Raw genomic sequence first — 11740 nt, 5'->3', positions numbered from 1 at the left:
GTGCTGTCCGGTGGTGTCACGCCCGTGCACGCCCGGATGTTAACATAGGACGAGCCACCGTGCTGTACCTTGTTCCCGGGCGTATATGTCCTCGTGCCGTCGTAGTCTTCCCAAACATTCCGCGCCGCCTCAGCCGCACTGCGTCCTTGCTCGGCGGACTGCCGCGCCGCCTCAGCCGCACTCCGCGCGTCCTCTGCCCGCACTCTCGCCTGCTCGGCGGATTGCCGCGCCGTCTCAGCGTCGGTGCGGCCTTGCTCGGCCTGTGCTCTCGCCTGCTCGGCGGACTGCCGCAGCACCTCGGCGGCCGCCCGCGCCTGCTCGGCCGTATCCCTGCCCTGCTCGGCGGACTGCCGCGCCGCCTCTGCCGCCGCCCGCGCGGCCTCTTGCAGCACACGCAGGCTCTCAGCCTCACCCCAGTTTCGGGTGTCATCCTCGATCGCCCCCAGCTCGTCGATTACCGCATTGATTGCCGGTATCCCGATCAGCACCAGCAACTGCTGCATGGCCGTTTTGTTCTCGTTTGCCGTGCCGGTCAGCAGGTCGGGCAGGCTGGTTAATCCATAGTCAGCGATCTGCTTTTCGGTAATTTTGTGCTCGCGTATACCCATTGGCCGCCCTCCTATCGCTTGGCAAAGTTGCCGTAGAAAAATCTAATGTCGATCTCATACACGCCAAATCCCTCATTGACGGCATCCGAGATAAGCAATATCTGTATCGCCTTCCACTTTTTCTTTTTTGTCAGCAGCGGTATCATCGTGTTTACCGCTGTCGAGAAAGTAAAGCGTTCGAAGTTGATGTCCTCAAATGTGAGCCGGTCGGCGTACAGCTCACGGCACAGCCTGCCGAAATCGCTCTCCGTGCGTATCCATACCTCTATCTTGCTGCGCGTGTAGGCCTTGAGGTGGATGGCGCTGCCGCGCTTGGGCATGATTTTGAGCTTGCTCATCATGTCCATATCGTCCAGCTTTGTGCACCACTCGGCATGGATGGCCGCGCCGTCATCGTTGTATGCCCGCATCAGCGTCTCTCCGCCCCGTGAGATATAATCATCGTTGAATTTGCACAGCCGCCCATCTTCCGTGCCGAAGAACAACGTCTGCTTGTGGCTGCGCAGCTGGTACGCGGGGATATTGTCCCAGTAATACCACTCATAGCCCTGCTCTGCCCGGTCTTGGTTGCCGTCGGCAACATAGGCGTGTCCATTTACGCACAGCACGTACCAGCCGCGCCAGACGGCTGCCACCGCGTTTTCTATTCCCCGTTCCTTGTTGAGCTTGGGATTGATGCGGCGCGAGCGGCAAAACAGCTGCCGCTGCACATAGCTGAGCGCGTAGGTCGTCGCGGGGGCATACACCCCACGCGGCGAGAGGTACAACGGATCATCGTTCAGGCTCGCCGCCGCGTACCGCGCTACGCACCCGTAGCCCGGCACGCCCTCTTTGAGCGGGAACGCCGCCGCGCCGTTCACGGTCGTGCCCTCGTGGTGCCAAATCGTACCCTCCTGTCGGTTGTCTGCCTTGATGATGAGTAATTCGCCCTGCGCCTTGAGATAGCACATAATGGGGAAATCGCTCGAGCCTACCACCGAAAAATTCAGGTCGGGGAAGTAGGTTGGGTCATTTAGTCCGGAATACCATTCGGTTGCCGCGTGCGCCGCGTTTCCGCTCACGAACACACGGTTGCCCGTGTTCTCCACGCCATAGATGGAAAATATTGTGCAGCCGAGTATCTTTGCCCGGTCGCCCGTGGTCTTGGCAAACTTGATTTCGACGTTAGACGTGCCCGCCGCTGCCGGCGCGCGCGGCGGCGATGCAAAGGTCACCGTGCCGCGCGCCGCATCGAACGAGGCTACCGGGATGCTCTCGCCCGTGATAAAATAGCTTGCCACCGGCGTATAGTCTGGGTCAATGCCGTTCACATCCAACTGATAGGTCGCGCTTGTCCCGTCGCCGACAAAGCGGTTTTTGCGGTATTTGCACAGCATGTTTACGCGCTCCTGCTCCTGCCCGCCGCCCGTGGGCTGGCGCTGGTAGCTGGTCAGCGGCGCATAGGCCGTTTCGTCCCCCACCAGCGCCGCCGCCGTGCCGTCATAAACGATGTACTCGCGCCCGGTCAGGATATACAGCTTGCCATTCATGTAAAACCCGCTCGACCGCCTACCAGCGGCAAGGCCGGTCAATAACACAGTCTCGCTGCCCGCCACCGGTGTCCACGCCGCGTCCAGCTTGATACGGATGAGCTTGTCCCCCGCGTGGACAATGAACGTCTCGCGCGTTTCGTCCTTGTCGTTCTCGAAGGGGAAAAATCCGGAAATGCAGCCCGCAAACCGGTGTACCGTCCGCCAGCCAAAGCGCCGCTCGGGGAAGCCGCCTTCATCCGCAATCACGTTGACTGCGCGCGGCGACCGGCTCAGGTCGATTTTTGTTTCATCGCTTGCGTAATCCACGCCGCGAAATGCGCCGTATTTGCGCATCCCCTCGCGCGGTGCGGATGTGCCCCATGCCCTCACTGCCTTAGGCATCGTCTACCTCCTCGTCCGTGTAGGAGACCACGGCGGGCGCGGCCTCCGAGAGCGCGTCAACAAAGTTGTTGCGAAACTGCGCCGCCTGCGGCTGATAGATCTCATCCATCGCCAATAGGCCGGATGCCAGTCCCCACGGCAGCGCGTTTCGGGTGAGCCTGTCATCCCAGTCGAGCACAGTTTCGTCCACCGCGTCTACCTCGGGCGCGGCCTCCACCACCGCCACGCCTTTTTGCCGCCGAATCATATTTTCGTAAGGCAGCGCTTCGATGAGCAGCCCCTCCAAAATGGGGGCTGCGTACTCATCGTAGTCGCTGTCTGTCCCTTTGCGCTCAAACATTTTTGCCAGCGCAAGGTCAAATATCTTGCGGTAGGTCGCCATGCTACTTGTCGGTTGCCGATACAACGTCGGATGTGTACTTGCCGTCTGCCGCAAAGGCCACCGCGCGGATGGTCTGCCCTGCCGTTGTGGGCACTGTGCCGCCGCTGGCGATGATCGCACGCGAGCGCGAGAAGCGCGGATCGCTGCCGTCCAGCGTGTAGTAGATCTCGCTTGCGCCCGCCGCCGTCACGGTCGCCGTGTGCGCGCTGATCTTGACATCACACGCCTGCTTGACGCCATTCTGCACCAGCGCATACACGCCTTCGGCCAGTGAGCCGATCACAAACGCATCGTACAGGCTGCGCGCCTCGATCAGCGTGCCGCTGTACCCCTGCGGCGAGGTGTTGATTTTCAGCTCGGTGATCTTGTCAGCCTGTACCAACGCGGACTTGTGCGCCGCGATGAAGTGGCAGCCTGCCGGCATCAAATCCTCCGGCACCTCAATAAAACGGAAGGTCTTGCACACGCCGATCTCACCTTTGACCACCGCGCGCTCCACGAGCTTGTCCACCTCGGTAAACTGCTTGCTCTCGGCCAGATAGCCGATAAACTCACTCGTCGCCCACGCCACGCGGCTGTCCACCGGCACGCGCCCATTGACAAATGCGCGCCGCGCGGACTCAATTTGCGCGAGCGCATTGTCCGTGCCAAGCGTCACTGAGCCGCCCAGCTCGACCACCTTGCCAAACTGCGCAAACCGGCGCAGCGCATAGCGGTCTGCCTCGGGGATGACCACGCGCGCATTCTGGTTTTTCACCCATTCGCCCGTGGCCGCGCCGATCGTGCGGCTGCGCGCATTGCCAAGGTCGATCACACCCGTGTAGCTCTTGTCCTGCTGCATCTTGTACAGGTGGACGTTGGGCACGATCTCAGACGGGTCGCCGTAGCGGTTGGCTTTCGCCGTGCGGTCGTAATCGACCAGCGGCACGGTCGTCGGCACATACACCTTAACCGTATCCACCCCGTCAAACTCAAGGCTGCCGTTGGTGTGCGGACGCACGAAAGAATCCTTGTACCACTGCTTTTCCATCCTGCCCGCGAACTTATCTGCCAAATTCAAAACTGCCATCGTTCTTCACTCCTCCTTAGTCCCATGCCTTCAAAAAATCGGCTTCAAAGCCGCCCTGCTCGCCCGCGCCCGCCATGCTGCCGGGGCTTTGCTGCCGGTTCTGCTCGTTCTTCCGGCTGACAGCCAGCGCCCGCTCGGCCTGCTCGGCCGCCGCGCGGTAGTGCGCCGCGACCGGGCTTAAGCCCTGCTGCACCAGTTCGAGCACGCGCGGGGGCACATCCTCCGCTGTGTGGTGGCCGGTCAGAGCCTCATACTCGTTCCACGCCTGCTCTGCCGCCTGTGCTCTCGCCTGCTCAACCGTCTGCCGGATACGCTGCTGCGTCTCGTCCAGCTGCTGGCGCCGCTGCGCGGCCTTTTGCTGATCGGCGGCCTGCTGGGCGGCAATGCGGCCCTCGGCGATGGCGCGCAGTGCCGTATCCGGCGTGTCGGGGAACTCTGCGCGCACCCGCTCGACCTCGCTCTGCACCAGCTGCTCGACGCGCATCTGCTCCAACCGGTCAATATACTGCTCGCGCGTCATGCCGCTTTGCGCGGCGAATGCATCGAGCATTTGCAGCTCACGCGCGGCCTTGCCGTCATACGCCATGCCCTTGCGCAGCAGCTCTACCGGGTCAGCCCCTCCCAGCGCGCCGGTCAGCGCCTGCACGGCCTCGGCGGGCAGCGCGATGCGCTGCCCATCATGGTTCAGGTAGACGGGCGGTGGCGCGGGCGGCATTTCCTCCTGCGGCGGCGCGCTCTGCCCATCCGGGGGTGCATCGGGCGGCGGCGTCTCCTCCTGCGGCGGCATCTCCTGCCCGTGCTGTCCCTGCTGCGGTGTCTCGGGCGGCGGCGCGCCCTCGTCCCCCACCAGCGCGGCTTCGATTTCTGCCGCCAGTGCCGCGTCTCCGGTGTCCGGCATCCCGCCGGATGTACTCTCATGCTGATACTCCATCGTTGCTCCTCCTCTGTGTGTATTGCAAACGCCCTATGGGCGGCTGCTCCATCTGTACGCCCGGCTATGCCGTGCCCGGCTGTCTTGTCCCTATCGCCTGCCGCAGCCGCTCAACGCGCCCGGCTGCCTGCATCAGTCCGGCCTCACCCAGCGCACTGCCGTCCGGTACGCCCTGCATGTCCTGCGCAGCCTGCTGCCCGCTCGCACTACGGATCGCATCGATCAGTCCCTGCCGATCCTTGACTGTGCCCTCCGGCAGACGCTCGAGGTAGTCCGCCGCGCTCGGTATCACGCCCGCCCGCATCAAATTGTCGAGCGTCGCCGTTTGGAGGTTCTGCGCCCAGTAGCTGGCCGCACCGATATCAATTTTGAGATCCATCGCATCAACCGGCAGGGCGGCAAAATCGTAATCGACCAGCCGCGTCAGCTCGGTGTCCGCGCCCGTCAGCGGGTCGGCCGCCTTGTCCGTTACCTTGACCGTGCGGATGCCGTAATAGGCGTGCATCATGTCGATGAGCACCCGCGTATAGTCCTCTACAAACTGCCAGTATGCCAGCCGCGTCAAGCTCAGCGGCGCGCTGCTTGCCGTCTGCGCCGCCACGATTGCCGATGTGTTGTCCGGGTTTTTGATGTTGCCAAGCGCCGCATCGTTCGCACCCGCGCAGTTTTTAGCAGTTTCAAGCATGTTCTGCGTAATGCTCGTCGCCTCGTTCGGTATGGGCATGCTGCCCGCCACGCCAGTCAGCGCCTCGCGCACATCTCCCATGATGCCGATGGTCTGCGCCTCCGGCTTCCAGCCGTCCGGGAATTTGCGCATATCGTACACCAGCTTGGGCATAGCGTTGCTGCGTAGCTGCATGTCCAGCGCCGTCCATTGCTTGTTTACGCTGATCTGCGTGTTGATGAGCGCATCCAGCTCGCGCACGCCATGGTAGCTGTTCTGCCTTGGCTTCCAGCTGATGTAGGCCAGTGGGTAAAGCGTCATCCCGGTCGCGGTCTCGGGCTGGGTCATCACGCGGCCAACGCACTTGCAAAACCGCACACACCCGTCCTCGCCGCGCCAAAAGCGCGTCAGTTCGGTACACAGGCTGTCTGCATCGTTCTGCTCGTCGTCTCCCTTGTAGATGCCCTCGCTCTCGCCCTGTATGCTCTCCCACTCGGCGCAGCCGCGCGCCTTGGCCTCGCGTCTGGCCTCGCATACCGGCCTGCGCCGCACGATCAGGATGTACGGCTGGCGCTGCGTCTCCCGGCACGCCGGGTTGCCAAATAGTACGTTGGTGTTCATCAGACTTTCGGCCTCGATCTCGCCGGACACCCCGCCAAACCCGGTCTCCTTGCCCGCGTTGAAATAAAAGTACAACGCCGCATCCCCATCGACAAAGGCATTGCGCAGCAGCTCGTGGTGCCGTGCCTTGATCTTCTGCCGCTCAACCACGCGGTCGATTGATTGCGTCAGTATCGTTGCCGCCTGCTGCGCCGTCTCATCCGGCAAAAACGGCTCGATCTGCTGTCCCACATCCTCGGACACGATCTGCGACACCTTGTAGTGCCCGATCTGGTCAAGAAAATTCATGGTGATGGGCCTGATCTCGCGCGTCTTCACGCCATCCCATTGGTCGCCCTCGAAAAAGCGCTCGTTGCGCCGCACGGCCTCATACAGCCCTATCCCCTCGTTATATGCCTTGCCCCGCTGGTATTCCGCCTGCATCCGCTCGGCGGTCATCTGCCTGTCCATGCGGTCACGTCACCTCCTTCTGTCCCTCGTCCGTGCCGTTGTAGGCAAAAATGTTGGCGATCTGCCGCGCTACACGTCCTTCAGCCGCGTAGCTCAGGTTCTTCCAGCGCTCGACCTCCTGCCGTAGCTGCTCTACCTGCCGCTCGGCAGCCTCGCGCGTGTCCTCGCTCTCGCGCAGCGCCTTGCTCAACTGCTCCGCGCGCTGCTCCAGTCCTGCAATTTTGCCGATCAGCTCGCGCCGCCGCTCTATCATTTCCTGCGCCGCCGCCCGCTCGTGCTCCAGCGTCCGCCGTAAGCTCTTGGTTTCATACCGGAATTCCTCCGCCGTCTGCTGGAATGCCTCTGCCGTCGCCTGCGCTGCCGCGCGCTCGGCCTCCTTGGCTACGATCGCGCGCCCGAGCTGCGCAGCCCGACGGCTGACGACTACCATTCCTACCGCCAGCCCAACGGCAATAGCACTAAAAATCCATAACATTACCAATCTCCTCCTCATATGTAACGGTATCGTAGTCCCGCGCGCGCGGGATCTCTGCCGGCAGCGGACAGCCGTCGCAAAAGTAGCGCAGTGCATCGGGGGCGTGCGTCAGCTCGTGCGGCTCGCCGGACACATCGTTGGGGTTGCGCTCGTCGTGCTGCACGCTCGGCAGCGTGCGAATCAGGTTAACGCAGCTGTCAAATATGGTCAGCCGGGGCGACACGCCGCCGAACTCGTCCCGCACAGGCTGCAAGCGCCGCTTCAGCTCATACCATCCCGCTACGCGGCTGTTAGATACCTGCGTCAGGTACAATCCCTCCTCCGCAAAGATATCCGCAACACTCCGCCCGGTCTCCTGCCGGCGCGAAAACAGGTCGCGCGGCGCGAACCACGCCGTCACCTGCTCGCCGGTATCGGCCTCGCGCAGCCGCCGCGCCGCCTCGGGGATGATGAGGTTAGGCTCGTACACCTCGCGGTACACGACCGCGCGCCCGCCCTCGTCCAGCGCGATCCAGTAGGCCGCCAGCATGTCAAGGCCGTAGTCGAGCGCCACATACCGCCGCCAGTGCGCGGGTAGCGCAAAAGGCTGCACCACATGTGTCTCGCGCCGGAACTCGGTGAAATACTGCCCCACATAGCAGTCCCAGTCGCCCTCGCGCAGCGCGCGGTACACCTCCTCGGGCAGGTTGCGCATGCGCAGCTCGTAGTCCGGGTCAGCCTGCATGAGGAACGGGTTGTCCTCCAATTTGGCCGGAATGAACAGCCGCGAGCCGCCCTCGCACTCGTGCACCTGCATCGGCGCGCCGAGGTCGATAAACCGCGCCTTGGCTCCCGCGTGCCCGACCCCGCCGGGGTTGGCCGTGCACTTGATCCGCTTGGGAAATCGGTTGACGCCGCGCACGCGGCTCATCATGTAGCGGTACTGACTCTCGGTGAAATGTGTCATCTCGTCAAAGCGGATCACGTCATACTCAGCGCTCTGGTACTGCTGCACGTCGCCCTCTGTTGCGATGTACCCAAGCTCTATCGTGCTCGCGCCCACGCGCCACAGGTGGCGGCTCGCGTTGTACCTGCAAAACTCCCGCGGAAACAGCGCCATCGTCTGCGGCACCATCGAGCGCTCCAGCTCGCGGAACGTGCGCCGCAGGATGAGCTGCCGGCTGCCCTGATACCGTCCTGCGTACAGCAGCGCGTCCAGCGCCTGCACAAAGGTCTTGCCGCCGCCCGCCGCGCCGCCGTACAGTGTCTCGAACGCCTCGCTCTCGATAAACGCCCGTTGCTTGGGCGTCGCCTTGAAGCTATACCGCATCCGCGCCGCCTCCCGCCGCGTCCACAACAGTCAGCTCCACGCTGATGGTCTGCGCGTCGCCGCCCTCGGTCAGCTGCGCCTCAATGGCCTGCTGGTGTGTGCCGACCTCGCGCAGCGCACCTGTCAGCTCGCGCAGCGGCGTGCCCGTGTAGTCCTCGACCAGCTTGCGCAGCCCTTGCACCTCGGTGTCCGATAGCTCCACGCAGCCCGCCTTGGCCGCCCGCTCGAGCAGCCGCAGACCCTCTCCCGCCGCGCGGCAGTCTGCCGCCGCCGCCGTCACCCTACGGTCTATCGCGCCGAGCGCCTTGTCCACGATCCTGCCGCACCTGCGGATGGATGCACGCCGGTGCTCGCGCCGGGCGGCTACTGCGTCCTCGTCCGCGTCCCATTGGGTGTGTACCCAGTCGGCGAGGGTGCTTTTGGGCACGCCCAGCAGCATAGCCGCCCGCGTGATCGACTCACCGCTTGCCACCATTGCCAGCGCCCGCTCCTTGATCTCCGCAGTGTACTTACTGCCCCTCTGCTGCATCTCCTCTCCTCCTCTCATCTGCTTGCATCCCAGTATAGTCGGAAAAAACGGAAAAAACGGAAAACCTGTCCCGCGCACAAAAAAAGCGCCCAGGCAGCCCCGCAGGGCGTGCCCAAGCGCTTGGGAATTGGTGCCGTGTATCATGTCTGTTCGTGGGCTGCGATGTGCTCCCGCTCGTACTCTCGCAGCAGCCTGTCTAAGGTCGGGCGGCTCACGCCACATGCCCGCGCCAGCTCGGCCTTGCTCTTGTGCCGTGTCACCCAGTCATGGTACACGGCCGCGATGTCATCCACCTCGGCGCGCTTGCGCCCCTTGTATTTGCCTTCGCGTTTGGCGATGGCGATGCCCTCGCGCTGGCGCTCGAGCAGGTTTGCGCGCTCAAACTCGTTGATCGCGCCGATGATCGAGAGGGTGAGCTTGCCCAGCGCGCTGCTGGTGTCGATGGACTCATGTACGCTCACCAGCTTGATGCCGCGCCGGTCGAAATCCTCCATCAGCCGCAGCAGGTCGGCAAGGCTGCGGCTGATGCGGCTCAGATCGTGGATAACCACCGTGTCCCCCTCGCGCGCATAGTCCAGCAGCTCACGCAGCTTGGGCCGGTCGGTGTTTTTGCCGCTGGCCTTGTCGATGTACCAGCGCTGCACGCCCCGCGCCGTCAGCGCCTCTACCTGCCGCGCCTCGTTCTGCTCGACGGTCGAGACGCGCACATACCCCAATATCTGCCCCTGTGTCATGTTGTCCACACTCCTGTTGATAGATTGTCAAGATAAGCTCTTGACCCTGCCTTACACTTGTCAAATAACTGCAAATCCCACTCTATTTTTACGCTTCTGCCCACACCAACGCCCCCGCCCGTTGGAGTGTACTCTATTTTTACGTCGCGGGGCGCAGCAAAGCCGGGTGTCCCGCACCCGGTCATCTCACCAGAGCAGTCCAACCAGCTTACGCGGACCTGACTCATCCGCGTACCCCATCCGCCGCGCGATCTCTGCCCACGGCAGGCCGTCTATGTACCGCAGCCGCAGCGCGCGCCGCGTCATGCTGTCGCTCTGCCGGTCTATCCATCCGCGCACCTCGGCGATCTCGTCCTCGCGCCGCGCGGCCAACTCCTGCACCCGGCTTGCCGCCGCCTCCACCGCATCCTCGCCCAGCAGATAGCCCACACCAAGCAGTGCCTCATTATGCCGCCGCTGTCTGATCTCCCGCGCCAGCCGCTCCTGCTCCTCGGTCAGCTCCTGCATGAGAGATTCGTATTGCCTCAACCTGTCCCGCGTCATGCTTGCTCCTTTCCGCGCCGCCTGTCCGTCCGAACCTGTCCGGTTTTGTGTGGTCGAATTGTTAGACGGGCTACAAGCCCGCAACGCGGTCTCCTGCCGCGTGTTTTGCAATTGTCTGCCGGCTATTCGCGCTTGCGCCTATGCCGTCTGGCCAGCCGCTCCCACGGATCGGGGGCGGCGCGTCTGCGCTGCCGCGCCCAGTAGGCGTCAAATGCGGTGTGGTCGTAGATACGCCCGACCATAGTCTCATATCGGCCAAACTCGTTGGCTTTGACCTCGTGCTCGAGGATGGTCACACCGGGCGGCACCTCGCCGCACTCGCTCTCGGGCAGGCGCAGCCGCACCGGCTCGGCCGGTGGGCGCAGATTGCGGCTTGTCTCGTATCGGCGCGCGCCCTTGGGCTGGTGCGCGTCGCTCTTGAGCAGGTACTGCGCGGTGTCTTTGAACATATCCGCGCCCTCGCGCAGCGTGCGCACATCGGCCGTGCCGCATGTCCACGCCCCACGCACCACCTCGGCCAGCCTGTGCCCGTGCGCGCCGGACAGGATCACATGATGGTGCAGCCGCACCGGCTCGCCGTCCATGTCGTGCGTCTCGGTCGCGAGGATGTACCGGTACTCGATACCCAGCCGCGCATATGCGCGGCGCATCCGCGCGTGGAAATTTTTGAGCGCCCGCCCCTCGCTCTCCGGCACCTCGCGGTATGTAAGGCAGACAAACAGGTCGCGCCCTCCGCGAAAATTGGCGTTGAGCAGCTGCATCAGCCGCCATTTGCGCTGCTGCCTGTTGATCTCGCGTTTTGCCGCGTCGGTCAGCCTGCGCCGCCCCGCCCGCTGTCTGGGCGAGCTGCCCCATAGCACGCCCGCGCTGTATAGCGACATCTGGTACAGGTCGCCGTTTGCATCCTCGCGTTGTATCTGCATCGTCCAATCCTCCTATGCACGCTCAGGCCGTCCCCCTCCGGGAACGGCCTTATGCCCGTTATCACCCTTCCGCTCTATCACGCCGTCGCGCACCAGCCGCCGCCGCGTGATATCCACGCTGCCAGGCAGGTCATCATCGCGGTATGTGGGACTGATCAGCAAATCCCCCGGCTCGAAGTTTGCGGCCATCAGCAGTTCCAGCTTGCGCTGGGCGGTATTGCAGTTGGTGCGCGCGATCTGCTCGGCGGTCACCTCGCGGATGCGTCCCCGCTCCTGCTTTGTGGCGTTCGGGCGCGGCACGGTGTACGCAATATCGTACACCAGCCGCCCCGCACGAATCGTTTTTCGTCGTTTCATCTGCCCTCCATGTTAAATTCGGACACCGGAGCGGGCTGCCGAGGAGACCGCAGTCTCCCGCCCCGTTGATGGTTTTATAGAATATCCGGATCCTGCCATTATGTCAAGGTGAATTATTACCCTTCTTGCTCCGCAGGCTGTTTGAGCCACTCAAGAAGTTGCGGCGAACTTTCCTCAAACGCCAGAATTTTTCCCGGATATCCGAGCCGAATTACAACATGTCGTGCAATCT

General features: G+C 63.3%; 13 protein-coding genes. All 13 read right to left on the bottom strand.

Translation table 11 applies throughout. The annotated features are described in order from the left end of the window. Positions 1 to 608, bottom strand: a 608-nt coding sequence (locus tag MR935_RS07375; RefSeq protein ID WP_442863027.1) for a hypothetical protein, incomplete at its 3' end; no start/stop codon positions are given. Positions 609 to 619: 11 nt separating this feature from the next. Beyond that, positions 620 to 2521, bottom strand: a complete 1902-nt coding sequence (locus MR935_RS07370; RefSeq protein ID WP_290572367.1) for a hypothetical protein — start codon at positions 2519 to 2521, stop codon at positions 620 to 622. Beyond that, entirely contained in the window at positions 2514 to 2903 is a 390-nt protein-coding gene (locus tag MR935_RS07365) for a hypothetical protein (RefSeq protein ID WP_290572366.1), read from the bottom strand. The genes MR935_RS07370 and MR935_RS07365 overlap by 8 nt, the downstream gene beginning before the upstream one ends. Before the next feature lies 1 nt (position 2904). Beyond that, positions 2905 to 3972, bottom strand: a complete 1068-nt coding sequence (locus MR935_RS07360) for an FN3 associated domain-containing protein (protein ID WP_290572365.1) — start codon at positions 3970 to 3972, stop codon at positions 2905 to 2907. Between the two features lie 16 nt (positions 3973 to 3988). Beyond that, entirely contained in the window at positions 3989 to 4903 is a 915-nt protein-coding gene (locus tag MR935_RS07355) for a hypothetical protein (RefSeq protein ID WP_290572364.1), read from the bottom strand. Positions 4904 to 4967: 64 nt separating this feature from the next. Further along, entirely contained in the window at positions 4968 to 6638 is a 1671-nt protein-coding gene (locus MR935_RS07350) for a hypothetical protein (RefSeq protein WP_290572363.1), read from the bottom strand. Between the two features lie 4 nt (positions 6639 to 6642). Next, complete coding sequence (locus MR935_RS07345; RefSeq protein ID WP_290572361.1) at positions 6643 to 7113, bottom strand: hypothetical protein; 471 nt, start codon at positions 7111 to 7113, stop codon at positions 6643 to 6645. Then, positions 7097 to 8422, bottom strand: coding sequence for a terminase large subunit domain-containing protein (locus MR935_RS07340; RefSeq protein WP_290572359.1), 1326 nt, complete (start codon positions 8420 to 8422; stop codon positions 7097 to 7099). The genes MR935_RS07345 and MR935_RS07340 overlap by 17 nt, the downstream gene beginning before the upstream one ends. Beyond that, positions 8412 to 8951 (bottom strand): transposase, encoded by a 540-nt coding sequence (locus MR935_RS07335; protein ID WP_290572357.1) that lies wholly within the window; start codon positions 8949 to 8951, stop codon positions 8412 to 8414. Before MR935_RS07335 ends, MR935_RS07340 begins: the two co-directional genes overlap by 11 nt. Positions 8952 to 9091: 140 nt before the next feature. Beyond that, positions 9092 to 9685, bottom strand: coding sequence for a recombinase family protein (locus tag MR935_RS07330; protein WP_290572356.1), 594 nt, complete (start codon positions 9683 to 9685; stop codon positions 9092 to 9094). Positions 9686 to 9871: 186 nt separating this feature from the next. After that, positions 9872 to 10213 carry a hypothetical protein gene (locus MR935_RS07325; protein ID WP_290572354.1) on the bottom strand — a complete coding sequence of 114 codons (342 nt, stop codon included), beginning with the start codon at positions 10211 to 10213 and terminating at the stop codon, positions 9872 to 9874. Between the two features lie 137 nt (positions 10214 to 10350). Continuing rightward, positions 10351 to 11151, bottom strand: a complete 801-nt coding sequence (locus MR935_RS07320; protein WP_290572352.1) for a rolling circle replication-associated protein — start codon at positions 11149 to 11151, stop codon at positions 10351 to 10353. A gap of 12 nt (positions 11152 to 11163) precedes the next feature. Next, a complete protein-coding gene (locus MR935_RS07315; protein ID WP_290572350.1) occupies positions 11164 to 11508 on the bottom strand; it encodes a hypothetical protein in 345 nt (114 codons plus the stop codon). Positions 11509 to 11740 lie beyond the last annotated feature (232 nt).

The sequence above is a fragment of the Agathobaculum sp. genome (assembly GCF_022775115.1).
Classification (GTDB): domain Bacteria; phylum Bacillota; class Clostridia; order Oscillospirales; family Butyricicoccaceae; genus Agathobaculum.
The sequence above is the reverse complement of the archived record's forward strand: the minus strand, read 5'-3'. Positions and strand labels throughout refer to the sequence as shown.

Excerpts from the sequence above, each read along its gene's own strand:
- MR935_RS07340 (WP_290572359.1), bottom strand. The coding sequence starts at position 8,422 with ATGCGGTATAGCTTCAAGGCGACGCCCAAGCAACGGGCGTTTATCGAG.
- MR935_RS07320 (WP_290572352.1), bottom strand. The coding sequence starts at position 11,151 with ATGCAGATACAACGCGAGGATGCAAACGGCGACCTGTACCAGATGTCG.
- MR935_RS07350 (WP_290572363.1), bottom strand. The coding sequence starts at position 6,638 with ATGGACAGGCAGATGACCGCCGAGCGGATGCAGGCGGAATACCAGCGG.
- MR935_RS07365 (WP_290572366.1), bottom strand. The coding sequence starts at position 2,903 with ATGGCGACCTACCGCAAGATATTTGACCTTGCGCTGGCAAAAATGTTT.
- MR935_RS07360 (WP_290572365.1), bottom strand. The coding sequence starts at position 3,972 with ATGGCAGTTTTGAATTTGGCAGATAAGTTCGCGGGCAGGATGGAAAAG.
- MR935_RS07355 (WP_290572364.1), bottom strand. The coding sequence starts at position 4,903 with ATGGAGTATCAGCATGAGAGTACATCCGGCGGGATGCCGGACACCGGA.
- MR935_RS07345 (WP_290572361.1), bottom strand. The coding sequence starts at position 7,113 with ATGTTATGGATTTTTAGTGCTATTGCCGTTGGGCTGGCGGTAGGAATG.
- MR935_RS07315 (WP_290572350.1), bottom strand. The coding sequence starts at position 11,508 with ATGAAACGACGAAAAACGATTCGTGCGGGGCGGCTGGTGTACGATATT.
- MR935_RS07370 (WP_290572367.1), bottom strand. The coding sequence starts at position 2,521 with ATGCCTAAGGCAGTGAGGGCATGGGGCACATCCGCACCGCGCGAGGGG.
- MR935_RS07335 (WP_290572357.1), bottom strand. The coding sequence starts at position 8,951 with ATGCAGCAGAGGGGCAGTAAGTACACTGCGGAGATCAAGGAGCGGGCG.
- MR935_RS07330 (WP_290572356.1), bottom strand. The coding sequence starts at position 9,685 with ATGACACAGGGGCAGATATTGGGGTATGTGCGCGTCTCGACCGTCGAG.